Genomic DNA, 24546 nt, shown 5'->3' with positions numbered 1-24546 from the left:
CCCCGCTTCCGTCGAACCGGCGGCAGTCGGGTGGCCGTCGCCCGCGATCCCTCTACTTTCTCGTCCACGACGTTCGTCCGGGTCTATCGACGTCACTCGGCTCCCGTGCGGTGTTGCCGTCTCTCGGACGGCCGTCCCGCCCGTCGCCGTCACTCGAATCATGTCCCTCGTCGGGTTCGAAGACCGCGGCGTACACCCACGCCCAGAGCCGGGCCCGCGTGTGTCGGGATCCGTCGTACACGGTCAGGCCCTCCGGACCAGATGATCCCGAACCGCTCGCTGACAGTCCCCACAGGTATCCGCGAGTCGAGCCACCGTCGTCAACACCGGGTGATCCGTGGGAAAGTCCTGGTATAAGTACGGACCGAGGCTCCGGTGAGTGACCCCGACTTCCGGACCGTTGTTCGTCGCGCCGTCGAGAAACGATTGGCGCCACATTGCGACGGTTTCACACCGCTCGCGGTACGTGTCGAGACGCTCGTGACGCGCTCGCAGTGCCTCGAACCCGAGGTCGCTCAGCGGAGTCTCGTCGGCCGTGACGATCCACCCGGTAATCTCGTCGACGACCGCGGCAGCGTCGGCCAACTGCGTGGCTTCGCGTTGGAGGGCTTTCCCCAGCGTCTCGGTCTCGGCTCGGCGAGTACGTGCTTCCGAAAGCACTGCTTGCTTGAGTTCGGGTGTGAAACTGGTGTTCATCGTGGGTGCGAGCGCGACGGCGACCGACCCGGAGAGTTCCGTCTGGATCGTTTCCGGTAGAGACTCGCGCTCTTCGACGTCGTCGAGGCTGTGTGGGCGGATCGTCTCGGCGAACGCTTCTCGAACGACCTCGCAGGTGTCGCCCCCGCTCGGACTGTCTCGGGAGAGCGTGCCGGCGGTCGCGGTGACGCTTCCAGCCGCCGGCGTCGGTCCCGGTTGACAGTTCTCGACGCGATCGACGAACCGGTCGACCGCGTCGAGTTTCGCCTCGATGGCCTCCCGTTCGTCCTCAACGCGGTCCCGTGCGTCGTGGATTCGGGTCTGGGCCCCCATCTCAACCCTCCGAACGGATATGTGCCGTGACGAGTTCGTCCGACGTCGCGCTACGAGCCAGTCGGAGGCGGATCCGCCAGCCGTCCTCGAGATCGGCCACGCGAAGCGACGCGACCCGCTTCGACGGCTCGTGACGGACCAGTTCGACGACCACGGGGAGGACGGGCAGCCGCCCGTCCCGGGGTGACAGCGCGTACCCGGAGAGACCAACGACCACATCGACGGCCCTCGGATCGTGACCCTCGGTCGCTGGCGACCACGTGAACTCCTTGAGTAGCTCCCGGCTTTCGAGTGACGCCAGCGTCGCCTCGACCGGGTGGTCCGTCGAAGCCGGCCCCGGCAACCGTGAGACTGCCGTGTCGATGACCGTCGCCTGCTCGTCGGCCGAAAGTCCCCGGTCGATCTCGCCCGCCATACTCTCGAGCAGACAGACACAGAGGTCGTCGAGGTCCCCCACGCGCTCGGCCAGTTCGAAGTACGCGTCCATCACGGCCGATTCAACCGCGTCGTGACCACAGTCCGACAGCGCCTCGAAGACGGCCCCGGCAACCCGATGGCAGAACTCCACGCGACTCCCGGGACCGTGATTCGACCCGCTCCAGGGATCGACGTCACTCGGCTCCGAGCGCGGTTCGCCGTCGGCCCCCTGGTCGTCTTCGGGCGGCCGTGCCTGATCGGTTCGACTGGTCGATCCGCCAGGTTCAGAACCTCTGCCGGTTGATCCGGGCGTTACCCGAAGGGATCTCTGGCACACGATGACGTCGTAGCGGGGCAATCGCGGGTCGTAGCGCCGCAGCGCCGCCCGATACTGCTCGGTCGCGCGTGCAGCGGTCCGTGCTTCGGCTCGGGTCCGGAACCGGAGGCCAGTCGTGGGGACCGGCCGGTCGCCGTAGCGAGCACAGACGAGGTAGTACGGCCCGTCCTCGCTCGCCAGTGATTCGATGTGTGACCGGATCTCTTCGAGCGTCGTTCCGAGCATGTGTGGTTCTCCGTCGATATTTCGTCCCGTCACTCGCCTCGCAGACTCGGGTGGGTGACCTGTTCGTCCGGATGCGGTTCGGCGAAACGCTCGCGGGTCACGCCGAGCGAGCGCCGTTCGCGCTCCCGGCGCTGTTCGTCGTCGATCTCCTCACAACCTGGGGGCAACTCGCGACCGCGGTCGGTGAAGTACCCGTCGGGCGCGACCCAGTCGTGGTAGAACGGCCGGCCGTCGTCTTCGAGGATCGTCACGCCGACTTCCGCGCCGTGGCCGGCACAGACGATCGCCTGGTGGGGCTTCTCGGCGAGTCTGCCGGCGGCGTACAGCCCCTCGACGCCGGTGCGACCCCGCTCGTCGGTGTCGACGAACGACTTCCCCCGGTCGATGATTCCGACGCCATCGACCCCGTCGAGGTAGCCCACCGCGTTCTTGGTCGCCGCGACGACGTACGTCGCCTGGGAGCGGTTGCTGTCCTCGGTCTCGACGGCGAACCCCTCGTCGGTCGGCTCGACCCGCGTGACGGTTCCGGTCACCTGCTCGCAACCGGCTTCTGCCGCCTGTTCTTCGAGCAGATCCAGTAACTGCCGGCCGTTGACGCCGGCCGGGAAGCCCGGGAAGTTCTCCAGGTGGGCGTTTCGGCGCAGGATCGACTCACCCGAGTCGATCACACGTGTGTCCAGTCCGTGGCGAGCGGTGAACACGGCCGCCGAGCGGCCCGCGACACCGCCGCCGACGACGACCACGTCCATCGGCGCAGTCATGACTCGGCAGTCTCCGTGGCCGTCGAGGTGTCCGTCGCCACGTCGGCGGGTATCCCCTCACGCCTCGACTGTCCGCCATCGCCGACACAACCCGTGAACGGTCCGCCGTCGACTGCACCGCCGTCCGTTCCGCCGTCACGTCGGGTCTGTCCATTCTCGTCGTTTGTCTCGGTTGTCATTTTTTAGGCTAGCCTAAACAACATAAAGATGTTCCGAAATTCTACCTGGCCAGACACTCCGACAGTCATCCGGCTGTGACGTACTTCGCTCCATGCGGTCGAAGCGCCTGGCTCGTTCAGCACTTTCTCGGCCTTCCGGCCTGACCGCATCCTCCCAAACAGTGCATTCGGCCGGAACTCAATTAGGTATATCGGTATATGGTTTATCGTAGCCGTGGAGTTTGACGGCCAGCCGCAGTCGGGCGGCAAGCACCCAGCACTGTGCGGGGCTCGGCTGTCATCATGCCGGGAGATATGAACCACCCGTATGGGTCTCCCAGGCGGCAACCCATCCCTGAGATAGCAGGGGTTGCCCACAGGTTGTCTCGTGGCCCGACACTGGACTAGCGTTTCCCAGCAGGCGGAGCCGACGATCACAGCGTTGGCGGTCGAGCCGACGTGGTGTCCTCGTCGGGGAGGTTCACACCGCCGATCGACACTTCGAACCGCTGTCAGGCTGAAGACTGCCACTGTATTCGCGCTGTTCGGCCTGTCTCCTCTCGAGATTGCCTCCTCTCAATTCGGAAGGTCGTGCCGTAAAGCGATGCCCTGTCACGGCACTCGATAAACTAAATACGACTATACTGAAGTCGGCTGGCCGAGGTTCGAAGGGGGTGGGCCGTCATCCCGAGGGGTCATCGGGAGCCACGCAACTGTTGACACCGGCACACGGGACGCTCTGAGGCGGTTTCCGCACACCTTCCGGGTTGGAGTTTTCCTCAGGAGTGCGCTGTCGTCGGTTTCTCGCGGTTCTATCAGTCGATGTCAAAATCGAATCGCGCACCGCCTTCGTCCGATTCGCTGACGGAGACGGTCCAGCCGTGTGCCTTCGCGATGTCCTCGACGATCGAGAGGCCAAAGCCCGTTCCGCCCTCGTTCGTGGTGACGCCGTGGTCGAACACTGACTCCCGATTTTCCAGCGGAATCCCTTCGCCATCGTCCGCGACGTAGAACCCACCGTCCGCTCGCTTGCCGACCGTGATCGTCACGTCCTTGCCGCCGTGTTCGACCGCGTTTCGGAAGAGGTTCTCGAACAGTTGACTCAACCGCCCGGCGTCACCGGCGACGACTGGCACGCCCTCGGCGACCTCCATCGTCGCCTCGCTCGTGTCGACGTAGCCCCACGCTTCCCGTGCAACTGCGCCGAGGTCGATCTGTTCTCTGTCCTCGATCGTCGTCTCCCCACGGGCGAGCGTCAGGAGGTCTTCGATGAGACGTTCGATCCGGTCGTGAGCGGCTTCGACCTTCTCGAAGTGGTCCGGGTCGCCCGTCTCGGCGGCCACTTCGAGAAAGCCCATCGCGACGGTGAGCGGGTTCCGAAGATCGTGGGCCACGACGCTCGCGAACTGATCGAGACGTTCGTTCTGTCGCTTTAGCTCAGCTTCCCGGCTGGCCCGTGCCAGCGCTGCCTCGACGGTCGCGCCGAGGATTCTGAACAGGTCGACGTCCGTCTCGGAGAACTCTCGGGTCGTCGGCGAGCCAGTCGAGATAAGGCCATAGTCGCCCAGGGGCACCTGGATCTCACTTCTGATCCTCGTGTCCTCGTTATACCGCTCGTCATCCTCTCTGACGTCGTCGAACACCTGGAGTTCGCCGGTGTCGAAGGCCTTCCAGGCGAGACTGTCACCCGGATCGAATCGCGGTGACTCGCCGACGAGCTCGCGCGCCTCGGCTGTCTCAGTGATCGGGATGAGGGCGTGTTCCCGCTCGTCGTACTCCCAGATCCCGGTGATCTCGAACCCGAGGATTTCGACGGCAGCGCCGACGGCGATATTGGCGATCTCTTCGGTGGACTGTGCGGCGCTGAGTTGCTGTGCGGTTCGCTGTAGCGATCGAAGGCGGTTCTCCAGGTGTTTCTGTTCGGTTATGTCTTCGAGGACGGCGAGAATGCTGGTCACCTCGCCGTTCGAGTCCTCGATCGGGGCGACCGACAGCAGGAGATCTAGTCGTCGCCCCTCCTTGGTCTCTCGTTGAATCTCCTTGCCACGGATCGGTTTCCCGTTGAGTGCTGCCCGGCGATGGGCATCGAATTGTGTCTGCTGGTCCTCAGGGATTATCGGGTTAAATTCGCCCAGGACCTCCTCGCGCGACCATCCGAACATCTCCTCTGCACCCTCGTTCCAGCGGATGACCTCACCGTCGGCGTCGATTTCCATGATCGTCAGCGGCGTCGCCTCGATGAGTCCCTCCAGTCGCTGGTTCGCCTGTTCGAGTTTGCGCTCGCGCTGTACTTGTTCGGTGACGTTCCGAGCGATACCGACGATCCGGACGATCTCGTCGTCGACGATGACCGGTGCGAGCGATGTCTCCCAGAAGCGGGCGTCCGGGGCGACCGACAACTCCTCGCGATAGGAGATCGGCTCGCGCTGCTCGACGCATTCGGCGTAGTTCGCCGCAAGCTCTGCACCGCGTTCCTCGCCGAAGACGTCCCGCGGTGTCCTGTCCTTGACCTCGTCCGTCGAAAGCCCGGTCTGGGTCTCGTACCCAGGACTCAGCTGTGCAAACGTGAACTCCGGATCCTGTCCTGACATGTCGACGTCGAGGACGAAGATCGCGTCACCGGACGTATCCAGCAGCGCGTCGTACTCCTCGGCGAGTTCCTGATATTCGCGTTGCTGTTGCTTTCGGTCGGTGATCTCCTGGGAGAAGACGGTCAGGCCGTCCTCGTCCGGGAACACACGAACGTCGACCCAGTACTCGAAGGGCTCGCCGACGTATTGCTCGAAGGAGACCGACTCGCCGGTTTCCATCGCCGTCCGGTAGCGGTCTTCGAGTTCCGTGTCAACGACCGCCGGGAACTCCTCCCAGAGCACGTTGCCGACGACTTCCTCCGGGTCCCGGTCGACTCGGTCGCCCATCTTCTCGTTCATGTATTCGATCCGCCAGTCGGTGTCGACGGCGTAGATCGCGTCGGTCGCCCGTTCGAGCGTCCGTCGGAACCGATCGGTCATCCGGTCGGCGGCCGCTCGCTTGCGCGCGGCGTCGACCAGCGTTTCGATCCGCCGGGCCAGCAGCTCGAAGCTCTCCTGGTTCGGTCGGATCGGAATGTAATCGGAGACGTCGGCCCGGGTTGCGCGACTCGCCACTTCTTCGCTCCCGCGACCGGTGAACAGGACGGTCGGGAGGTCGTCGTGTTCCGCCTGGATCTGTTCGAGGAGGTCGATCCCCGTTCCGTCGGGCAGCGCGTAGGAGGTCACCACGCAGTCGAATTCGGTCGTCGCAAGTTTCTCCATCGCCGTCTCCGCAGCAGTCGCCGTCTCTACATCGATCTCGCCACACCGTGACAGCTTCGTCCGGACCAGATCCCCGAACGAACGGTCGTCGTTCACGTACAGGACCGTTATCGGTCCGGTCTTCCCGTCGTCAAAACGAGTCATCTTGGTTTGATTAGACAGTCTGGCTATATGAACGGTCGGGGGCCGTTCTCGATTTTGAGAGAGTGCGCCGTCGACTCCTGGTGAGACGCCACAGCACAATCGCACTGTCACTCGACATCGGCCTTTCGACCGCCCACCACCGTCACTGAATCGAGGCCGATGGTGGTTCAGTGACCATCCCGACGCCAGTGAATTCAAAGCGTGTGCCGTCTTCGTCCGTTTCGACCGTCCCGTCCCAGCCGTGGCCGGAGACGACCCGTTCGACGACGAGCAGGCCAAGGCCGCGGCGGTTGCTACCGAAGGACCCGCCGAACAGCGAATCGGCGATCGCCGGCGGGAGGCCGGGACCGTCGTCGCTGACGGCGAACCCCGTATCGGTCCCCTCGACGGTCACTCGGGTCCCTGGCGGGCAGTGTTCCATCACGTTCCGAAAGAGGTTCTCGAACAACTGCCGGAGTCTGGAGGCGTCGGCACGGATCGTTCGATCGCTCTCGACGGCGAGCACTGCGGTGTCCGGTTGCACGGTGTTCCAGGCCCGCTCAGCGACCGCGGCCAGCGAAACCGGTTCGCGCTCGCCGACATCGGCCCCCTCCCTGGCCAGCGAGAGGGTGTCTGTGATGAGTTGCTCCATGCGGTCTAAGGACTCGAGGACGGTTTGAAGATGGCTCGCCTCGGGATCGGAGACAGATTCTTCGACGAGTTCCGTATAGCCACGGGCCCCGGTCAACGGGTTCCGCAGGTCGTGGGCGAGGACGCCGGCGAACTCCGTCAGGCGTTCGTTCTGTGCGTCTAAGGCCCGGTAGTGTTGTTCGCGCTCGATCTCGTAGCTGATCCACTGGGTGAGCAACTGGACGAACCGCTCGTCGTCCTCGGTGAATTCCCGCTCCAGTGGGTCCTCCCCCGAGTAACAGAGCGTGCCGTAGACCTCGCCGTCGACGAGGACAGCGGCACCGATATAACACTGAAGTCCGGTCGCCTCACGGGCGACGTCGTCGCGATAAGGCGAGTTTGCCGCGTCGGCGACGACGAGCATCTCGCGGTCGGACACGACGTGGCGACACCACGTTTCCCCGAGTTCGTGGATCGTCCCCGCCTCGTAGGCCCCGCTTTCGATCGTCGAGTCGACGATTTCGTACTCGCCGGCACCCGTATACGACAGGACGCCGTAGTCGACGCCCAGTCGATCCCGTCCGAGCGTGATTGCTCGCTCGATTTTCTGCTCGAGCGGGGCGGACCGATCGGTACCGACTTCGAACAGATCGCGAAAGTAGTTCCTGCGCTCCGGAGTGTCCATGTTGATTGGTACCGTTGACCGTGGGAAAAGGTTTGCTCGTCTCGACGCGCTCGCGGTGGGGGATCAGTCAGTCGGCCGACCGCTGATAGCACCTATCACTCCTCCTCACCGGCGAAGCCGCTGCGTTCCATCACGCCCCAGGTCTCGACGCCACGGAGATACTCGATGAGGCCGCGCCAGGCGACGATCGTCTTCCACTGTCTGTACCCGAAGTTCTCCAGAACGCCGTACCACAGCAGGCGCAACACCTGCCAGGGGCTGTCGTAGCGGTTGAAACTCCAGACCTCGCTGAAGACGCCGAACCACGACAGGAAGACGCCGTAGCCGGTCGTCAGGAGGAAGAACATGAGCACGAACGTCACGTCCAGCGCTCCGAAGTACCACGCCACCGGGAGCACGACGTATCCAAGCCCTTCGATGAGCGGGCCGAGTGTTTCCGCCGCGACGAAAAACGGCATCACCACGGTCCCGACGCGACCATACGCGCGATTGAACAACATTTTGCGGTTGGTCACGACGGTCTCCATCATCCCCCGGTACCAGCGTCTTCGCTGCCGGCTGAGTACCCGGCGGCTGCTCGGAACCTCCGTCCAGGCGACCGGTTCCGGGACGAAATCGACCGTGTACTCCCGGTCCTGCTCGGTCAGGTGTTTGTGGAGGCGCACGACGATGTCGAAGTCCTCCGTGATCGTGTCGTGTCTGTAGCCACCGATCTCGCGGACGGTTTCCGTCTGGAAGAGCCCGAAGGCTCCCGAGATGAGGATGAGTCCGTTGATCCGGTTGAGACCGAGTCGACCCGAGTAGAAGGCACGGAGGTACTCCATCACCTGGAGTCCGGGCAGTCCCGTCTTCGGCAGGGAGACGTCAGTGACGATGCCGTCCTCGACTGTACAGTCGTTGGCGACACGGATGACGCCCCCTGAGGCGACGGCGGTCGTTGGCTCCTTGAGGAAGGGCGTCACGATCTGGAGGAGCGCATCGCGGTCGATGATCGTATCCGCGTCGACGGCACAGAACAGCGGCATGTCGGTCAGCCAGATCCCCGCATTGAGGGCGTCGCTTTTGCCACCGTTGTCCTTGTCGACGACGAGCAACTTCTCGTCGGTCGTCGACCGGTAGACGCCGTGGATCTCTTCGGCGGGGACGTCGAACGGAATCTCCGCGTCGATGGCTTCGAGATCGAACTGCTCGCGGAGTCGATCCAGCGTCGCGTCGGTCGAGCCGTCGTTGACGACGACGACCTCGGTCTCCGGGTAGTTCAACGAGAGCATCGAGCGGACGCTCTCGACGATGGTGGCCTCCTCGTTGTACGCCGGCACGACGATCCCGATGCCGGGATAGAACGGGGAGCTGAACTTCCGGAACGGCGGGTCCCATCGCGACTCCTTGACGTCTTCGCGGAGTTCAAACAGCGCCAGGACGTGCAAAAACAGGTAGCCGACGCTGATCAATGCGTAATACCCCACGACAAAAACGCCGAACCCGGCCAGTCCCATCAGGACGGCGTGTGTGATCGTGTGCATCTCAACTATACACCCGCTTGGAGCCGTGTCGGGCCATCTCGTCGTACTCGGCGTGTTCGACACTCCAGTCCCAGGCCGGGCCCAACACCGCCGGCGTGTCGGGATCGATGCGGTCGCGGCGGTCGACGAGCGCCGCTGTCCCCCGTTCTACGGCTCGCGGATGGGTTTCGCTCACCAGGGCGTACAGGAGGACACTCAGTGCTGGCTGGTCCCCCCACGCGCCGAGCATCTCGTAGACGGCACCCCGAACCCGTGGTGACGGATCGCCGACCGCCCGTTCCAGAAACGCCCGGTCACGGACGGTTTCCCGCCAGCCAAAACTCCCGAGCGCCCGCGCCGCGGCGGCCCGGATCGCTTCGTTTTCGGTCTCCAGGGCCGCGGTCAGCCACGAGAGGTCCTGGTCGCCGACGCTGGTCTCCAGGTTGGCACAGACCGCAAGCACTTGCGCGAGCAGGGGTTCGTTCCAGCTTCGATACTCCCTGCGTGCGGTCTCCAACAGCGGTGTCGGGTTCGATCGTGAGACGCGATGCAGCGTGTCCTGGCCGAAGACTGTGAACTGGCCGTCAATGTCGTCGAGCAGTATCGAAACACCCTGTCGGGCGTCCGCGAGGCTGTCGGTCTCGGACAGCAGCGTCACCGTCGCCGCCCGCTCCCGCGGCGTCTTCGGCTCGAACGCAGACTCCAGATACGGGTCGGGATCGTCGAGCAACGTCAGCCAGGTCAGTGCATCGAGGTGCTCGAACTCGCCGCGGCCGTCGAGTTGGTTGCGCGCGCGGTCGGGAATCCCAAGGGCGACGCCGAGCCCCTGCAGCTGTGCCTTGTCCCCGCCATCGAGCTCACGGAGAAACTCGTCGAGCAGCGACTCGGTAACTCGCCGCTCGGTTCCGGAGAGCGTCTCGACCCACTCCTCCCAGCCGGGATCGTCGGCAAAGAGGCGCTCGAGCAGCGCTTCCCGAAGGTCGTCCCTGACGCGATCACGCCGCTCGTCGACGACCGAGCGGTACACTGACCAGCCGATGGTGATGTAAAACGAGACGGTCAGTAGCAGTCCGATCACGAGCGCGACCACGGCCAGGATCACGATCAGCGGGACTTCGTACCCGAACGCGCCGACGGCCCCCGCCATCACACCCTCACCTCGAAGGGGACGACTCGCGTCATGGGAGGTGTCGCCGGACGCGGGCCAGTAGCTCCGCGCTCCGGAACGGCTTCGAGACGTAGTCGTCGACGCCGGCGTCGAAGCCTTCGAGAACGTGTTCCTCCCGGCCGCGGGAGGTGAGCATCACGACCGGCAGGTCAGTTCGGACCGCCAGCTCCCCGTTTCTGAGCATCCGAACCAGCCGCGTCCCGTTGAGACGGGGCATCATGACGTCGACGACGAGGGCGTCGGGCTCGAACCCCGTCGACAAGAGGTCGGCAGCTTCCTGGCCGTCCTCACAGACACGAACCTCGAACCCGGCCGCTTCGAAGCGGTGGCGAAGTAACTGCCGGATCGTGGTGTCGTCGTCGACGACGAGGATCGATTCCGCCATTTGTCAGACAATGCGGTGGCATCCACAAATAATCACCTCATGAGGCGAAGCCAATTGACGTCGCCGACAATCTCATGACGTTGTGGTCCCTGACTCATCTGTGAATCGTCGTCGATTCGTCGCTACCGTCGGTGCCGCCGGCCTCGCCGGTCTCTCCGGATGTCAATCGACGGACCGGTCATCGCCACCGGCGTACCGGATCGGCGCTGACGGATTCGAACGCCGATCAGAGGGCACCGTCACGGAACTCACGGTCAGGGGAGTGAACCTCGGAATGGCGAAACCGGGGTACTTCCCGGGCTCGGCCGCCATCGAACGCGCCGAATACGACCGCTGGCTGGAGCACATCGGCGAGATCGCCAATGTCGTCCGGACCTACACGATCCACCCGCCTGCCTTCTATCGCGCCCTCCGGGCGTACAACGACGATGCCGAGGAGCCGCTGTTGTTGCTCCAGGGTACCTGGGTTCCGACTGCCGAGTTGATCGACGCCGGGGACGCCACCGCCCTCTCATCGACGGTCGATCGGGAACTCCGACGGACCGTCGAGGTCGTCCACGGCGACACGACGCTCCCCGAACGCCCCGGATACGCGAGCGGCCCCTTCGACGCCGACGTCAGTGACGTCACGCTGGGGTACCTCTTCGGCATCGAGTGGCCACCGGAGGTAGTCGAGGCGACCAACGAAGCCGATGCTGACGGCGACTTCGAGGGGTCGTTCGTTCGGACGCAAGGCGGCTCCCGGTTCGAACAGTGGCTCGCGGGCCGACTCGACACCCTCGCGACCCACGAGAGCGACCGTTACGACGTCCAGCGCCCGCTGTCGTTCGTCAACTGGGTGACGACCGACCCGCTCGACCATCCATACGAACCGTATCACGACGAGGATCTGGTCAGCGTCGACCCCGATGCCATCGTGGCGACCGACGATTTCGATGCTGGCACATTCGCGTCCTATCACGCCTACCCGTACTACCCCGACCTGCTGAACGAGACGCCGGAGTACGTCGATTACGTCGATCATCGCGGGGAGCCAAACAGCTACGCGGGCTATCTGCACGACCTGATCGCTTCGACCGACCAGCCCGTGTTGATCGCGGAGTTCGGCGTCCCAAGTTCCCGCGGGATTGCCCACCGCGATGTCCACGGGCGCGACCAGGGTCGCCACACCGAGCGTGAACAGGGCGAGATCGTGGCGGCGATGTATCAGGACATCCTCGCCGCGGATACGGCGGGGGGCATCGCGTTTTCCTGGCAGGACGAGTGGTTCAAACGCACCTGGAACCTCGACGCGCGCTCGGTCCCCGGGCGACGGCCCCACTGGTCGAACGTCGAGACGCCGGAACAGCGCTTTGGCCTCCTGGCGTTCCAGTCGCCTGACGCGATCACACTCGATGGGTCACCCGGGGATTGGGACGACGCCACGGTAGTTCGACCCGCGGAACCGACCGACGCTCCCGACGAACGGACGCTGACTGGGATGCAGATCTCCCACGATCTCGCGGGGCTTGCGATCCGTCTGGAGTTTGCGACCCTTCCGGAGCCGATGCAATGGGGCCGGACGGGCGCGCTCGTCACGGTCGGACTGACGGGCCGTGCCCAGTCGCTGCCGGTCGGCGCGCTGACGGCGACGGCTGATTTCGTCGCCGACCTGGGTGGCCCGGATGACTCCAGGCTGCTGGTCGAGTCATCCTACGATGCGTTCGCGCGTGAATTTGGCGAAATTGCCGGGCTCGATCTCGACACCTATCGCGATGGACGTGCCGGATTCGTCCCCGTCCGCGAACCGATCAATCTCGGGTACACTGTGCCGCCGACTGGTGAATCGGTCCCCTTCGAGGCTGTCGAGACTGGGCGACTCCGGTACGGGAACGGCAACCCCGAGGCCGAATCTTACGACTCGCTGACTGACGTCCACGTCGACACCGAGCGCGACGTCATCGAACTCCGCCTGCCGTGGATCCTGCTGAACGTCGCTGATCCCTCCTCGAAACAGCGCATCGCGACAGCGTGGGACGACGGGCTGGACGTGACCGATTTCGACTCGATCCAGGTCGGTGCCGCGACCTACGACCCCAGTGGAGCCGGGACGGCCGATTCAGCTTCGACGGGCTTGATCGACCATGCGGTTCCCGGAACCGCCGCCGGCACACTCGAAACCACGACCTATTCGTGGTCGACCTGGGACCGACCTCCCTACGAGGAGCGGCTGAAACAGTCGTATCACGTCCTCGATCGGACGGACTGGGGCGAGCGCGGCTGATCACCGACGCTTCCGGAGCCGAGCCGGAACGGTTGACTCACTTTCGCTTCCGGAGCCGCCCGCGCACGAACGGCCGGACCGGCGTCACGCCGAGCTCGAAGCGATCCATCTCGACCACGTCGAAGGCGTCGCTACTGGCGAATCGCGAGGCCGTCCGGCGCGTGAGGTGACACCCACCGGCGAGTCGTTTCCAGGCCGGCGCGACGGCCACCTGGACCGTCTCGCGCCACCCGTCGTCGGCGACGTGTTCGAGAAACCGGAACTCCCCGCCAGGGTGCAGGACTCGTTGGACCTCCGCCAGTGACCCCTCGACGTCGGGTACGCTGCAGAACACCATCGAGGAGACGACGGCGTCGAAGTGGTCGTCCGGGAAGGGGAGGTCGGCCGCGCCGGCGTCGTGGAGCTTGACGTCGCTCCCCTCGCGCTCGGCCCGTTCACGCGCCCGGCGGCGCATGTGCCGGTCGGGTTCGGTGGCGTGGACCGACGCGCGTTTTTGGAAATACGGGAACATCGCGCCGGTACCCGCCCCGAGATCCAGGACGGACCCCGTGAGGCCCTCGGCGAGGTACTCCCGGTGGGATTCGAGGATCGTACGTTCGGCGTGAGCCATCGCGGGATCGTAGACAGCGGCGAACAGCGGATGGGCGGGGTCGCCGTCGTTGCTCATTACCGTCGATAGACGCGCCGGCGGGGTGTGTCTTGGCTTCCCGGTCGTTCTTGACTCTTCGATCCCGAACGATTTCAGCCGTCGGCCCTCACTGGAACCATGGCGTGGCGCAACGAACCTACCGAGTGGCAGGAAGACGGCGATCGACTCACTCTTCGCACCGACCCCGGGACCGACTGCTGGCGCGTGACGGCCCACGACTTCGTTCAGGACGACGCGCCATTCTATTATCGCGAGGTCTCGGGTGATTTTTCTGCTCGGGTGACCGTCACCGGCGCGTACGCCGACCAGTACGATCAGGCCGGGCTGATGGTCCGCGAGGACGAGTCGACCTGGCTGAAGACCGGCATCGAGTACGTCGACGGGGGACAACAGGCAAGCACTGTCATCACTCGCGAGTTCTCCGACTGGTCGGTCTCGCCGCTGGATGACGACCCCGAGTCCGTGTCCGTCCGCGTCGAACGTACCGGCGAGACCGTCGAGACGTTCTTCTCCAGGGACGGCGAGGCCTTCCAGATGCTCCGTCAGGGATACCTCACCGAGGCCGAGACGCTCTCTGTCGGGATGATGGCCGCAGCGCCTACTGGTGAGGGGTTCGACGTGACCTTCGAGGACTTTTCGATCGAGTGAGCGTCGGGGGTGACGCTCCCCGGTAATCTTCTCCGAACCGTAACCGGTTGTTTTACTATCTAGAACTCACAGGAACGGGTATGAACGGATTCACGGACCGGTTCACCGATCGACTCGAACCGCTGGGTGTCGCGACAGGGGCGTTTCTGGTCGTGATGAGTCTCCTGACCGTCATCGGGATGCCCTGGGCGACCAACGGGAGCATTCCGGTGACGATCTTCCAGCTCCTCGGTATCCTGGGAACGGCGGCGATCGGTGTCGGACTCGTTTGGCTCGCTCGGACCGACTAAGGTTCACGGGCGTGGGTTTTCGGAACCGACTACCCTTTTCTGGGCAGGTACGCCATCCCCAGCAACATCGCGGCGACGAGGCCGCTGAACAGCGTGACGCCCCAGAGACCGTTCTTCCGCTCGGTGAAGTACTCCTGCTCGTCGAGTTGTTGCTGGTACGTTTCGTAGGCGTCCTCACGCGGCAGGATCTGGACCTGGGAGGAGCCACTGAAGTGCGTGAAGTAGGGCTGGCCGGCGAGGGTAATGTTCGCTCCCTCGGCGAAGCGGACGGTCTCCGTTCGCACCCCGTCCCACGCGAGCGTGACGCCGCCGGCTGTGACGTTCTCGACGATCGTCTCGTTGCCCGCATAGTGGATCGTCTCGCCCTCCTCGAACGTCGCGGTATCGGGCGCGGGCAGGTACGTATCGAGTGCCGTCGTCGCGTTGTCGGCCCGGTGGACCACGGACTCGCCGCTTCCGACCGTCACCGTCTCGTTGTACACCAAGTCGTCGCGTGCGAGCCGGGTTTCGACGTCGAATTGCTGGCGGAACGTGACTGACGAGGGATCGGTGACGTTCGGGACGGCGACGAGGTAGGGTTCGCTCCAGGCGAGTGTCATCCCGTCGGCGTCGATGGCCGTGATCGTCGTCTCGTTGTTTTGATACGCGAGCGTATCACCGAGCTCGACGCTCTCGTTCACCGAGGCGTTCTCGACGTGCTGGAGTGTCGCGGTTGGCGGGTCGGCCGAGGCATTGACGCCGACCCGATAGGTCCCGTTCTCGTAGGCGAACGTCGAGCCGTTGGCGAGCGTCTCGGTCCATCGCGCTCGCTGGCCATCCCACTGCACTTCGAGCGGTGAGACTGTCGTGTCGTTCTCGAACGTCACCGTGAACGTCGCTGATTCGTTCGTCCAGGAGAGTTCCCCGGAGTCGGCGTCAGCGTCGACGGTTTCGACCGTATACGTCCGATCGCCGACGTCGAGGTTTGCCCCGGCCGCGTACTCGTCGCCAGCCAGTGACACTGTCGGCTGCTCGGCGATGCCGATGAAAGCGTACGCTGAGACGCCGACGAGAATGAAAAACGCGGCATAGATCGCCGCAGCGCGTCGTTGCATACCTTCTCTGTCGGCGTGTCCGCCCAATAATCGTTTTGGCCCCGGCCAATTGGGTGGATTCCCGCGGACGCGCCAGCCGGCATTTGCCGTACCGTCGCTACGCGGGCCGTGGCCGAGGGAGCACCCGAAGGCGGCGCGGCGGCACCAGAAAGTTCCCGCGGTGCGTCGTGAAGATGTACTCCAGGATGCCGTTGTTGACCCGCTGGCGGATCGCCGGCTCGTCGGTCAGATCGGTCCCGTTCATCGCCTTCCGGACGTCCTCGAAGGCCGAGATGCCCCGCTGGAGCGACGGGAAGTGCAGCGCGGCGACGTCGCCGTCCGTCGACTCGACGTGGCGTCGCAGGAGTCGGACGTTGCCGTCCTCGTCGCGGTTCGCCCGGGCGGCCTTCTGGGCATGGCCGACCCGCCCGAACTCGCTGGCGTGCTCACGGACCTTCTCGATCATTTCCGGTGTCAGTCCGCTATCGCTGCCGAGATTCTCGCCGACGCCCTCGACGAGTCCCGCTTCGGCATGAGCGGGACTGAACAGCTCCGCGACTCGCTGCTCGAAGTCCTGCTCGCCGTACCAGTCCTCGAGGCGCTGGCGGAGTCGGGAGACGTGTTTGGTCGTCCCGCCGGCGAAGCGCCCCGACTCGATCGTGACGTAGTCCTCCGTGGCCTGGTTGCCCCGGAAGCCGGCCTCAAAGCCCATGAACAGCGGCGCGGCCTCGGGGACGGGATCGCCGTCCGGGATCCCCGCGACGTCCTGCCGGTCGGCCGGCATCCCGGGACCGACGAACCCGGACCGGCGGTCCGCGACGGGCATCGCGTCCGTGAGCGGCGCGTCGAGGGTGACGCCGTTGACTTCATCTCGATCGCCCCGAAGCGCCGCCTCGGCCGCCAGAATCACGTCGGCGCGGTCGCTGGCGAGGTGAAGCAGGGCGTCCTGGGTGTCGAATTCGGGTTCCTCGAAGGGCGAGAGGCGTCGCGGCGACGGCAGGTCGATCCCGTCGGGAAGCGACGCGTCGAAGCGCTCGAAGTAGGATGGCGAGTAGGCGATCGAATAGACCAGCCCCTCGTTCGAGCGTTCGTAGGCCCGATCGAGCGTCCGGAGGGCGTTCCGGACGACCTCGCGGTCGGCGTCGGTCGGTGGCCCGTCGCCATCGAGGGTCAGGTACAGCAGTGACTGGTGGCGCGGAAGTGCCACGTTGCCGTGCTCGTCACTCCGGACGCGGTCGTTCCAGGCGTGCTGGCGCTCTGGTAGCGTCTCGGGATCGTCGACGCCCGTCGGCACAGGCTCGTCAGTGACGTCGAGACACGCGCTCAACGCGGCCACGCCGCCGGTGGCGACCGCAGCCTTCAGCAACTGCCGGCGGTCGTACTCCGGTCGCGCTTCCATCGGGGACGCTTGGTGATCCGGGGCCTAAACCGCGTCGGCCGCGGCGAGCCGGTGGCTGTTTCCAGGTGTGGTCCCTCACAGCGACAGCGTCGTCGTCGGCACGTCGAAAAACGCCGTCTCGTAGCCCTCGTGTCTGGCGACCTGTGGTGGCGTCTCGACCGTGATCGACAGCTCGTCACGCTCGCGGCTCGCGGTCTCGCCTTGCTCGCCCTCGCGTGGCAGCGTCGTCCCGTAGTGATATCCCAACTCGGGGTCGATCGCCCGGGTCAGTGTCTCCTCGGTCGACGATTCGCCGTTGCCCTCCAGGCTCACGGACACCCCCATCCGCGAGAGATAGTAGCCGTTGTACCGCGTCCGGGGTGAGAGTGCGAGGTACGGCCCCTCGTCCTCGATCCCGGCAGGTGGGTCGACCACCGTCGCCACGTAGCGGATGTCTCCGGCCATGGCTTTCACGGCTTTCCCTGGTAGATCGTCCGTGGCAGGTGCGACGCCGGTGGGGACCGCGCCCATCGGCATCGGCTCGATGGCCCCACGCTCGCCTCCACGGTCGAGTCGATCGAAGCGAATCTCTCCCATCGTTTCCTGGTCGAAGGTGAATTCGAACGTCGCCGTCGCTGGCTCCTCGAACCGTCCCGCGAACGCGCCCGTCGGGCGACTCGCTGTCGCGCCGACGCGGACGGCCACCTCGTAGTCGCCTTCATCGAGGCCCGCAAAGTTCGCGCCGTGGTGGACACCCATCGGCCCCGAGAGCATCGCGTAGACGGTCTCCTCCGAGACGAGCGATCCATCCTGCGTGATTTCGATGGCGACGCCGACCTCCGGGAGGATCATCCCCGTCTCTGCGTCCCAGACTGTCGCCATCAGGTGAACCGAGTCCGCCTCCTCGGTCGACGTGCGCTCGACATCGGTGCCGGTGACCGTCCAGAAGCGGTGGGGATAGCTATATGAAAGCGCGACGTCGTACTCCCCGGTCGTCTCGATGCCGACCATGTTCATCCCCTCGACGTGGCCCGGAACGTAGATCGCGTCGGGTCGGTTGTCCAGGACCGGCGGGATGTCGATTGCTCTCGACTCCAGGGATCCACAGCCGGCGAGCGCGGCGATTCCCAGTGCCGATCCGGTCGCGAGAAACTCCCGTCTGAACACAGTTGTGCTTGGGATCGCTCGTCAAAACGGGTTGCGATCGCGGCGGTCGCTACTGGGGTCGCTCGAACGCCCGCCGGGATCGTGTCGGCTCACGCCGTCGATTCGACGGCGGGATGGGGTCGAACAACGTCCCGACAGTCCGGACAGGTCGCGTACATCGCCTCGCCGTCGGTGCGTTCGTATCTGATGATGACGCGCTCGGGCGTGATTCCGGTCCCGCATCGGGGACAGCGACCGACTGGACGGGTGTCTGCGTGCATTGTATTGAAAGGGGAACGATGGAGCGTGTGCGGCGTGTGACCAGCGACGCTCCACTTCTATCTGGATCGTGAATGGGTAAATAGGCGATCCCCCCGGAGTGAAAGTGAAACTGCTTGACTGAAACGGTATCCGCTGCGGTTCGTCGCGAAACTGGTTTCACGATTGCCGGCGAAGCGCCGGCAGTGACGGACGAACGCTACCGGACGGTTGCCGGTCCCGGGGAGTCACAGTTCACGATATCGGGCTCTCAGTTCCTCGGCCATGCCAGACCAGCCGAGACTGTCGAGGCGGCTGAGGCGTTCGTCGAGGAGGTCCGGGCCGAATACGACGACGCGACTCACAACGTCCCCGCCTATCGGGTGCGGGCCGATCCACTTCGGGCGTGGGCCAGCGACGACGGCGAACCCTCTGGTTCGGCCGGCAAGCCGGCGTTGAACGTTCTCGCCGGCCAGGAACTGGAGAACGTGGTCGTCGTCGTGACGCGATACTTCGGTGGAACTGAACTCGGCGTCGGTGGCCTGGTGAGCGCCTATTCCCGGGCCGTCAAGGAGGCGACCGAGGACGCCGGCGTCCGGGAAGAGCGGCCACACGAGCGCCTGGCGATCACCGTCGAGTACGACGATTCAGGGACAGTCCGGTCGATTTTGGAGAGCGAAGGGGTCGACTTTGAAGCCAGCTACGAAGCACGTGTGCAGTTCATCGTGCGGGTGCCGACCGCCGAAAGCGACACTCTTCGAGACCGGATTGCGAGCGCAACGAGCGGGCGGGCGATGGTTGAAACACCCGAAGCGTAACGCAACTCCAGTGGCAAGTCACGGTTCCGATAGTCGTCGGCCACACGGAAGACGGAATACGATATCAAAGTATTCTCCGTCATTTAATGTAATCTGAAAGAAAATAAACATATGCGAATACTAGGCGGAAGTTACATTTAACTGGCGACCACCCCCTCACGCAATGGGTCTCGTTCAACTCCTCATCGACTTCGTGCTTGGTCCGATTTCGCTGTTCGACGTGATCATGAATCTGGAATACCTCGGCCAGGAACTCGGGTATCTCGTCGAGTCGATCACAGCTGGCCAGATCATTCCCGTCCTCAGGGCGTTCGTTATGGGAAACCTGCTGCTGAGTAAGGCCGTTGCCGGATTCTTCGGGACGCTGCTGTGGCTTGGGATTCTGAGTTCGTGACAGGGCAGCCACTGTCGTGGCGCTGACGGGGTGTCAACCCCGTCCAGAGCCACACAACAGATTGTGAACTCGCCTCCGCGGGCCGGATACGTTCCTGCCCGGCGAACCGGACGCTTTCCGAGAACCCGTTGGCCCGATTAATCGCTACTCGCTGATTTCAGTGCAGATTGCCGTTTCCGGATGACGTTGGCGACGCGAACGGGGTCGCTAATACCGCTGAAGGTTAGTCCCCGACCAGCGTTGAAGATCGGGAGCGCGGAGAGAAACGGGACGGCGCCCAATGCGTTGAGTGAATTGCGGGTCAGTGTCGAATCCGAGAGAATGATCGTGCCATGGCCAAGCAGCCGTTCGAAAAATGACGATCCAGTCTGCATCGATCGAGCGTCTTCGAGCCATATCTCGGTCGTCTTCTTCGAGGAGATGCCGGTGACGATCATTGCCCGGCGGTCGGTAACGACGTAGCGGATCCGCTTTCGTCGGTACCAGATCCAGCCAAAAATAAACAGCGAGAGCAGCACTGGAATCACGACCACCACCCCGCTTCCCGCCTCCCCGCCGAGGAGGAGACCGGCCAACAGAATCAGCACGGCACCCACGAGCTGCCAGAACCAGACTGTCCATGATGGCCGCGTCTCGACGATGATCGTCTCATCGTCCAGTACGTGCGCGCGGTCAGCCCCGTCACCCTGTTGCTGTTGATCTCGTCGTTGCTGTGATTGCTGTGGCGAATCGGACATACGACAAATAGCTTATACGGAAGGGCCTATGTAAAACATTTGTAATTATAAACAACATATAATCCAGAATGATAGTAAAATAAGTGGGAACAGCCGAAAATAGCGACAGAAATAGATCTAATTATGTTACGGAAGAGATATCAATTATTGACAGAAAAATTTAATATCTATAATTTCGATTACGGAACATGGCGGTCTGTCCGAACTGTGGAGCGGAACTTCAGGGAGGCGTCAATTACTGTAGTAGCTGTGGTGAACCAGTGGCCGACCAGGATGTCGCGAGGGAGCGTACCCGATCCAGCGGGCAGCAGCGACCGGACTGGGATGGGGACAATCCCACCCCTGGACAGCAACCTCAGCAGGGACACGCTGGACCCGGCCGGGAGCGGGGGACCGCTGGGCAGCCACGGCAGGGGGAATCAGATGGATATGGAGATCAGCGTGGGCCCGGCGGCCAGCAGTCGGCGACAACGGGGGCTGGCCACTCACCATCGGGGCACGGTCACCCACAGGGGTACCGGGACGCCACAATCGGGAGGGCACCGACGGGAATCAGGGTGCTCTGTGCAGTGTTCGGCATCCTCGGTGTGTTCTCGCTGTTCACCGGGGCTATTGCTGGGGACGCGAGCCAGGCCGCGACGGCCCTGGGCGCGAGGGGGACTGGATCGACACTCGGCGGACTGGGCTTTCTTCTCGTGGTGATTGGCATCGGAGACTTCGCGGCCGTCTACGGGCTATGGAACCTGGAATGGTGGGGCTGGCTGCTCGGGGTCGCGCTCGTCGCCCTCAGCCTGCTCGTGAATGTGGCCCAACTCGCCGGCACAGGTGGGGGTATCGTTCTCATCAGTATCGTGTTGCATCTCGCTATCGCGGGGTACCTCTACAGGAAGCGTGAGCTCTTCGATGTCGATGCGTATCTGCCGGCAGCGATGCAGTGAGCGATCTCCCCGAAGGTTTCCGTCGCTCAAGCCGTTCGGAACACACGAGTGCCGGCGTCGCTGAGGGGCGGTTCACCATCTCGGGTTCGGAGTTCATCGGTCACGCGCGCCCGGCCGGGACCGTTGACGCGGCCGAGGCGTTCGTCGGTTCGATCCGTGCGGAGTACGACGATGCGACCCACAACGTCCCGGCCTACCGGGTGCGTGCCGATCCGCTCCGGGCGTGGGCGAGTGACGATGACGAACCATCGGGATCGGCAGGCAAACCCGCGTTGAACGTCCTCGACGGCCAGGAACTTGAGAATGTCGCGGTCGTCGTAACGCGGTACTTCGGCGGGACGGAGCTGGGCGTCGGCGGGCTGGTGAGTGCCTACTCTCGGGCTGTCAAGGAAGCGGTCGACGACGCCGGCGTTCGTGAGGTGCGCCCACACGAACGCGTTGCGATCGAGGTCGAGTACGACGATTCCGGGACGGTCAGATCGATTTTAGAGAGCGAAGGCGTGGAGTTCGAGGCCTGTTACGAGGAGCGCGTTGCGTTCGTCGTGCGGGTCCCGACCGCCGAGTTGGCGGCGCTCCGGGATCGGGTCGGGAGCGCGACAAGTGGGCGGGCGACGGTCGAGACATCCGAGTGATCCGGGACTGCGGCAACAATGCCATGCACTATATCGTGTTCATCCCTCACAACCGGCACATCTATTAGTGTTCAGAAATGACACTCCGTAATAGAGAACAGCCATGTCCGGAAATACGGACCGCGATGATCGCGGGCAATTCGAGACCGATTTCGACGACCGGGACATCATCCGGTACTTCGCTGTGGGACGGCCGTTCCACACTGCTGGGGAGGTCGCCGATCGCTTCGACGTCGACCGATCGACCGCTTACCGGCGGCTCCGTACGTTGGCGGAGGCGGGTCGACTGGAGAAGGTCTCGCTCGGCAGTCGAACCGTCGTATGGTGGTACACGGACGACAGCGAGGACACCGAGGGCAACGCCGATCCCCTGTTCGACGCGCCGGCGTTTTCCGTCGACGATCCGGTTGCTGACGACGAGATCGACGACGTCCTTTACGGGTCAGTCGAGCGATGAGCGGGGCCGGCGCGACGCCGCTGTTCGTCGATACGGGCGCGTTTTTCGCGTCCTTCGTTTCGAACGCGCCACGTCACGATCAGGCACGAGCAGTCATGGATGCGATCGGGGACGATAGACTGCACTTTCGACCGCTGTACACGACGAACTACGTCCTGAGCGAACTCGCGACGCTCGTGTTGCGAAAGGCCGGCCACGAGCGGGCGAGTGCGACGCTGTCGTGGATTCGGGACTCGGATGCGGTGACAATTCTGCACCCGGATGCAACGACGTTCGGTGCCGTCTGTGCGGCGTTCGACCGGTACGACGACCAGCAGATCTCCTTCGTCGACCACGCGACGGCGACGCTGGCGCGTGAGCACGACGTCGAATACGTCTTCGCGTTCGACACTGACTTCCGGACGCTGGGGTTGTCGCTCGTCCCTGCCGACATCGATATGCCGGACGTGTAGTCCCATTCACACTCTTCACACCACGGGCGGGAAAACAGCCGGCAAGCGCGAGGAAAACGTGTCGCTTCGGAGCCGTTCGATCGAAATGGCGAACGACCGAACAACGGAATTCCGTCGATAAACGACGCTCACGTCGTCCGGAACGCCCGGTCGCCGGCGTCGCCCAATCCAGGGACGATGTAGCCGTTGTCGTCCAGATGATCGTCGACGGCGACGGTCAATAGTTCGACGTCGGGGAACTCCTCGCGGAGTCGATCCAACCCCTCAGGCGCGCTGACCGCGGAGAGGACGATCACGCGCTCGGGGTCCGCGCCGTCGAGCACTTCCTCGAGGACGGCACACATCGTCGAGCCGGTCGCGAGCATCGGGTCGGCGAGAATGAGGGTGTCTTCCTCGTGGATCGCAGGCATCTTGACGTACTCGATGGAGATGTCGAAGCGGCCCTCGGTGTCCATGCCGCCCTCCTCGTCGCGGCCGGCGGAGATGACGCCCTGTTTCGCGCGGGGGAAGGCCTTGAGCAGCCCCTCGACGAACGGCGTCGCCGCCCGGAGAACGTTGACGATCACGACGTCGTCCATCTCGCCGACGCGTTCGCCCTCGGTCGTCGTGAGGGGTGTCTCGACGGTCACCGTCTCGCTTTCGAGCAGGCCGTCGACGATCTCGTAGCCACAGATCCGGCCGAGTTTCACGAGCCCCTTCCGGAAGGCGACCTGTTCGGTCTCGACGTCCCGGAGTCGGGTCAGCGTGTCCCTGGCCAGCGCGTGGCCGACGACCTTCGCGCGTTCGTGGTCTTCGATAGTCATCGTTGATACTGTCGCCAGCCCGCCTCAAAGGCGTTGATATTTACCGGCGGGATGACCGCTGTGCGCCGGCATTTGGCAGGGGAGAGACTCACACGCTCCGATAAGGCTTATACATATCGACACCTACGAATGCTATCACTGGGAGCGACTCCTCATCCTTCGCTCCCGAGATATCATGGACGAAAGCGTCTCCGGATTCAAAGTTCACGGCGGTTGGGTCGACGTGGTCGAGCACGGAGAGCGAATTACCCGCGCCCTTCGAGAACTTGCCGCGGATCACGACGTCGATACGGACGCTCTCGAAGAGTTCGACGAGTGGCGACCCAAGAGCCACGAGCGACTCGACGAGGACGTCAACGAAAAGACTGCCCAGCAGGCCCGTCTTGACGAGGGAAAGGGCGAAAAGAAGGGCAAAGACCCCGACGACGACCTCCGGACGGCCGGCGAGAAACTCGCTGATTCATACGAAAATTTAGACGAACCCGACGAGGCCGTCGACGCGTGGGGCGAATCGATCGATTACGTCGCGCGCGCAGCGGACTCGGCCGGCCGGAAGGCGATCCGTGCGGTCGAGGACAAGGTCTACCGGAACGTCATGACGCAGGTCGCGCCATACTACTTCGACAACGACCTGATCAGTGCGAACCTCCGGCGGGTCGAAGACGAGGATCCCGAGTACGTTTTCGAGGTCAACGTCAACGACGATGACCTCAAGATCCGTGTCTCGAACAAACTTGCCGACTTCGAGCAGCAAGTCGACAGGTGGCACATCGATGCGCCCAAGGAAACTGATGCCAGCGCGGCCGCCGAAGGCGTCGACGTCCCCCCGGAAGATCACGAGTGGACCGACTCGGACACGACGTGAACGCCGTCCGGAGTCGCTCGCTTGCGTGCCCG

General features: G+C 64.1%; 25 protein-coding genes and 2 pseudogenes. 11 read left to right on the top strand and 16 right to left on the bottom strand.

Annotation, left to right across the window (positions count from 1 at the left end; all coding sequences use genetic code 11):
* Nucleotides 1-243 precede the first annotated feature (243 nt).
* The 9 genes and pseudogenes from HUTA_RS07675 to HUTA_RS07635 form a co-directional block, all read right to left on the bottom strand.
* Nucleotides 244-1029, bottom strand: coding sequence for a DUF7260 family protein (locus tag HUTA_RS07675; RefSeq protein WP_015789324.1), 786 nt, complete (start codon nt 1027-1029; stop codon nt 244-246).
* A gap of 1 nt (nt 1030) precedes the next feature.
* The gene (locus HUTA_RS07670; RefSeq protein WP_015789323.1) at nt 1031-2008 is read right to left on the bottom strand and encodes a DUF7551 domain-containing protein; all 978 of its coding nucleotides are present in this window, start codon (nt 2006-2008) and stop codon (nt 1031-1033) included.
* A 29-nt stretch (nt 2009-2037) separates the two neighbouring features.
* Nucleotides 2038-2769: an FAD-binding protein gene (locus HUTA_RS07665; RefSeq protein ID WP_015789322.1), complete on the bottom strand. Its 732-nt coding sequence runs from the start codon at nt 2767-2769 to the stop codon at nt 2038-2040.
* Nucleotides 2766-2948 carry a hypothetical protein gene (locus HUTA_RS07660; protein ID WP_015789321.1) on the bottom strand — a complete coding sequence of 61 codons (183 nt, stop codon included), beginning with the start codon at nt 2946-2948 and terminating at the stop codon, nt 2766-2768. Before HUTA_RS07660 ends, HUTA_RS07665 begins: the two co-directional genes overlap by 4 nt.
* 794 nt (nt 2949-3742) lie before the next feature.
* On the bottom strand, nt 3743-6364 hold the full coding sequence (locus HUTA_RS07655; RefSeq protein ID WP_015789320.1) for a PAS domain-containing protein: 2622 nt from the start codon (nt 6362-6364) through the stop codon (nt 3743-3745).
* Between the two features lie 142 nt (nt 6365-6506).
* The gene (locus HUTA_RS07650; protein ID WP_015789319.1) at nt 6507-7658 is read right to left on the bottom strand and encodes a sensor histidine kinase; all 1152 of its coding nucleotides are present in this window, start codon (nt 7656-7658) and stop codon (nt 6507-6509) included.
* 98 nt (nt 7659-7756) lie between these two features.
* Nucleotides 7757-9181 (bottom strand): annotated as a pseudogene (locus HUTA_RS07645) (glycosyltransferase family 2 protein); the annotation flags it as partial.
* Nucleotide 9182: 1 nt separating this feature from the next.
* Nucleotides 9183-10307 carry a HEAT repeat domain-containing protein gene (locus HUTA_RS07640; protein WP_015789317.1) on the bottom strand — a complete coding sequence of 375 codons (1125 nt, stop codon included), beginning with the start codon at nt 10305-10307 and terminating at the stop codon, nt 9183-9185.
* A gap of 31 nt (nt 10308-10338) precedes the next feature.
* A complete protein-coding gene (locus HUTA_RS07635) occupies nt 10339-10713 on the bottom strand; it encodes a response regulator transcription factor (RefSeq protein ID WP_015789316.1) in 375 nt (124 codons plus the stop codon).
* Between the two features lie 100 nt (nt 10714-10813).
* On the opposite strand from HUTA_RS07635, the gene HUTA_RS07630 reads away from it, so the two are divergent.
* Entirely contained in the window at nt 10814-12976 is a 2163-nt protein-coding gene (locus HUTA_RS07630; RefSeq protein ID WP_049941237.1) for a hypothetical protein, read from the top strand.
* A gap of 37 nt (nt 12977-13013) precedes the next feature.
* On the opposite strand, the gene HUTA_RS07625 is transcribed toward HUTA_RS07630, so the two are convergent.
* The gene (locus tag HUTA_RS07625; protein WP_015789314.1) at nt 13014-13643 is read right to left on the bottom strand and encodes a class I SAM-dependent methyltransferase; all 630 of its coding nucleotides are present in this window, start codon (nt 13641-13643) and stop codon (nt 13014-13016) included.
* Between the two features lie 99 nt (nt 13644-13742).
* On the opposite strand from HUTA_RS07625, the gene HUTA_RS07620 reads away from it, so the two are divergent.
* Together HUTA_RS07620 and HUTA_RS07615 are read left to right on the top strand one after the other, a co-directional pair.
* Nucleotides 13743-14273: a DUF1349 domain-containing protein gene (locus HUTA_RS07620; protein ID WP_015789313.1), complete on the top strand. Its 531-nt coding sequence runs from the start codon at nt 13743-13745 to the stop codon at nt 14271-14273.
* 80 nt (nt 14274-14353) lie between these two features.
* Nucleotides 14354-14563 carry a hypothetical protein gene (locus HUTA_RS07615; protein ID WP_015789312.1) on the top strand — a complete coding sequence of 70 codons (210 nt, stop codon included), beginning with the start codon at nt 14354-14356 and terminating at the stop codon, nt 14561-14563.
* A gap of 29 nt (nt 14564-14592) precedes the next feature.
* Here HUTA_RS07615 and HUTA_RS07610 read toward each other — a convergent pair whose 3' ends face one another.
* The 4 genes from HUTA_RS07610 to HUTA_RS15575 all read right to left on the bottom strand — a co-directional run bounded on the left by HUTA_RS07610 (nt 14593) and on the right by HUTA_RS15575 (nt 18441).
* Entirely contained in the window at nt 14593-15657 is a 1065-nt protein-coding gene (locus HUTA_RS07610; protein ID WP_015789311.1) for a hypothetical protein, read from the bottom strand.
* Between the two features lie 97 nt (nt 15658-15754).
* Entirely contained in the window at nt 15755-17035 is a 1281-nt protein-coding gene (locus tag HUTA_RS07605) for a DUF7405 family protein (RefSeq protein WP_015789310.1), read from the bottom strand.
* A gap of 75 nt (nt 17036-17110) precedes the next feature.
* A complete protein-coding gene (locus tag HUTA_RS07600) occupies nt 17111-18181 on the bottom strand; it encodes a DUF7350 domain-containing protein (protein WP_015789309.1) in 1071 nt (356 codons plus the stop codon).
* An 89-nt stretch (nt 18182-18270) separates the two neighbouring features.
* Entirely contained in the window at nt 18271-18441 is a 171-nt protein-coding gene (locus HUTA_RS15575) for a DUF7837 family putative zinc-binding protein (protein WP_015789308.1), read from the bottom strand.
* A 183-nt stretch (nt 18442-18624) separates the two neighbouring features.
* Between HUTA_RS15575 and HUTA_RS07595 the strand changes: the two genes are divergently transcribed.
* Both HUTA_RS07595 and HUTA_RS07590 read left to right on the top strand, forming a co-directional pair.
* Entirely contained in the window at nt 18625-19236 is a 612-nt protein-coding gene (locus tag HUTA_RS07595) for an IMPACT family protein (protein ID WP_015789307.1), read from the top strand.
* Between the two features lie 163 nt (nt 19237-19399).
* Nucleotides 19400-19630: a hypothetical protein gene (locus HUTA_RS07590; protein ID WP_015789306.1), complete on the top strand. Its 231-nt coding sequence runs from the start codon at nt 19400-19402 to the stop codon at nt 19628-19630.
* A 137-nt stretch (nt 19631-19767) separates the two neighbouring features.
* On the opposite strand, the gene HUTA_RS07585 is transcribed toward HUTA_RS07590, so the two are convergent.
* A complete protein-coding gene (locus HUTA_RS07585; RefSeq protein WP_015789305.1) occupies nt 19768-20367 on the bottom strand; it encodes a PH domain-containing protein in 600 nt (199 codons plus the stop codon).
* Nucleotides 20368-20555: 188 nt separating this feature from the next.
* On the opposite strand from HUTA_RS07585, the pseudogene HUTA_RS16105 reads away from it, so the two are divergent.
* The 5 genes and pseudogenes from HUTA_RS16105 to HUTA_RS07565 all read left to right on the top strand — a co-directional run.
* Nucleotides 20556-20624: pseudogene (locus HUTA_RS16105) on the top strand (zinc-ribbon domain-containing protein); the annotation flags it as partial.
* Between the two features lie 312 nt (nt 20625-20936).
* Nucleotides 20937-21305, top strand: coding sequence for a DUF2127 domain-containing protein (locus HUTA_RS15855; protein ID WP_245529149.1), 369 nt, complete (start codon nt 20937-20939; stop codon nt 21303-21305).
* A complete protein-coding gene (locus HUTA_RS07575) occupies nt 21302-21937 on the top strand; it encodes an IMPACT family protein (RefSeq protein ID WP_015789303.1) in 636 nt (211 codons plus the stop codon). Before HUTA_RS15855 ends, HUTA_RS07575 begins: the two co-directional genes overlap by 4 nt.
* Nucleotides 21938-22040: 103 nt before the next feature.
* Complete coding sequence (locus HUTA_RS07570) at nt 22041-22394, top strand: helix-turn-helix domain-containing protein (protein ID WP_015789302.1); 354 nt, start codon at nt 22041-22043, stop codon at nt 22392-22394.
* Nucleotides 22391-22846 (top strand): type II toxin-antitoxin system VapC family toxin, encoded by a 456-nt coding sequence (locus HUTA_RS07565; RefSeq protein WP_015789301.1) that lies wholly within the window; start codon nt 22391-22393, stop codon nt 22844-22846. The genes HUTA_RS07570 and HUTA_RS07565 overlap by 4 nt, the downstream gene beginning before the upstream one ends.
* Nucleotides 22847-22974: 128 nt before the next feature.
* Here HUTA_RS07565 and upp read toward each other — a convergent pair whose 3' ends face one another.
* Nucleotides 22975-23649 carry a uracil phosphoribosyltransferase gene (gene upp / locus HUTA_RS07560; protein WP_015789300.1) on the bottom strand — a complete coding sequence of 225 codons (675 nt, stop codon included), beginning with the start codon at nt 23647-23649 and terminating at the stop codon, nt 22975-22977.
* A 175-nt stretch (nt 23650-23824) separates the two neighbouring features.
* On the opposite strand from upp, the gene HUTA_RS07555 reads away from it, so the two are divergent.
* Nucleotides 23825-24514: a DUF5828 family protein gene (locus tag HUTA_RS07555; protein ID WP_015789299.1), complete on the top strand. Its 690-nt coding sequence runs from the start codon at nt 23825-23827 to the stop codon at nt 24512-24514.
* The last annotated feature ends 32 nt before the right edge of the window (nt 24515-24546 follow it).

Origin of the sequence: Halorhabdus utahensis DSM 12940 (assembly GCF_000023945.1) — an archaeon.
Lineage (GTDB): Archaea > Halobacteriota > Halobacteria > Halobacteriales > Haloarculaceae > Halorhabdus > Halorhabdus utahensis.
This window is presented reverse-complemented; position numbering and strand designations above follow the sequence as displayed.

Coding starts and splice junctions, on each gene's coding strand:
- HUTA_RS07625 (WP_015789314.1), bottom strand. CDS start 13,643: ATGAGCAACGACGGCGACCCCGCCCATCCGCTGTTCGCCGCTGTCTAC.
- HUTA_RS07650 (WP_015789319.1), bottom strand. CDS start 7,658: ATGGACACTCCGGAGCGCAGGAACTACTTTCGCGATCTGTTCGAAGTC.
- HUTA_RS07585 (WP_015789305.1), bottom strand. CDS start 20,367: ATGTCCGATTCGCCACAGCAATCACAGCAACGACGAGATCAACAGCAA.
- HUTA_RS07655 (WP_015789320.1), bottom strand. CDS start 6,364: ATGACTCGTTTTGACGACGGGAAGACCGGACCGATAACGGTCCTGTAC.
- HUTA_RS07620 (WP_015789313.1), top strand. CDS start 13,743: ATGGCGTGGCGCAACGAACCTACCGAGTGGCAGGAAGACGGCGATCGA.
- HUTA_RS07610 (WP_015789311.1), bottom strand. CDS start 15,657: ATGCAACGACGCGCTGCGGCGATCTATGCCGCGTTTTTCATTCTCGTC.
- HUTA_RS07605 (WP_015789310.1), bottom strand. CDS start 17,035: ATGGAAGCGCGACCGGAGTACGACCGCCGGCAGTTGCTGAAGGCTGCG.
- HUTA_RS07555 (WP_015789299.1), top strand. CDS start 23,825: ATGGACGAAAGCGTCTCCGGATTCAAAGTTCACGGCGGTTGGGTCGAC.
- HUTA_RS07565 (WP_015789301.1), top strand. CDS start 22,391: ATGAGCGGGGCCGGCGCGACGCCGCTGTTCGTCGATACGGGCGCGTTT.
- HUTA_RS07635 (WP_015789316.1), bottom strand. CDS start 10,713: ATGGCGGAATCGATCCTCGTCGTCGACGACGACACCACGATCCGGCAG.
- HUTA_RS07640 (WP_015789317.1), bottom strand. CDS start 10,307: ATGGCGGGGGCCGTCGGCGCGTTCGGGTACGAAGTCCCGCTGATCGTG.
- HUTA_RS07615 (WP_015789312.1), top strand. CDS start 14,354: ATGAACGGATTCACGGACCGGTTCACCGATCGACTCGAACCGCTGGGT.
- HUTA_RS07570 (WP_015789302.1), top strand. CDS start 22,041: ATGTCCGGAAATACGGACCGCGATGATCGCGGGCAATTCGAGACCGAT.
- HUTA_RS15575 (WP_015789308.1), bottom strand. CDS start 18,441: ATGCACGCAGACACCCGTCCAGTCGGTCGCTGTCCCCGATGCGGGACC.
- HUTA_RS07590 (WP_015789306.1), top strand. CDS start 19,400: ATGGGTCTCGTTCAACTCCTCATCGACTTCGTGCTTGGTCCGATTTCG.
- HUTA_RS07670 (WP_015789323.1), bottom strand. CDS start 2,008: ATGCTCGGAACGACGCTCGAAGAGATCCGGTCACACATCGAATCACTG.
- upp (WP_015789300.1), bottom strand. CDS start 23,649: ATGACTATCGAAGACCACGAACGCGCGAAGGTCGTCGGCCACGCGCTG.
- HUTA_RS07665 (WP_015789322.1), bottom strand. CDS start 2,769: ATGACTGCGCCGATGGACGTGGTCGTCGTCGGCGGCGGTGTCGCGGGC.
- HUTA_RS07675 (WP_015789324.1), bottom strand. CDS start 1,029: ATGGGGGCCCAGACCCGAATCCACGACGCACGGGACCGCGTTGAGGAC.
- HUTA_RS07660 (WP_015789321.1), bottom strand. CDS start 2,948: ATGACAACCGAGACAAACGACGAGAATGGACAGACCCGACGTGACGGC.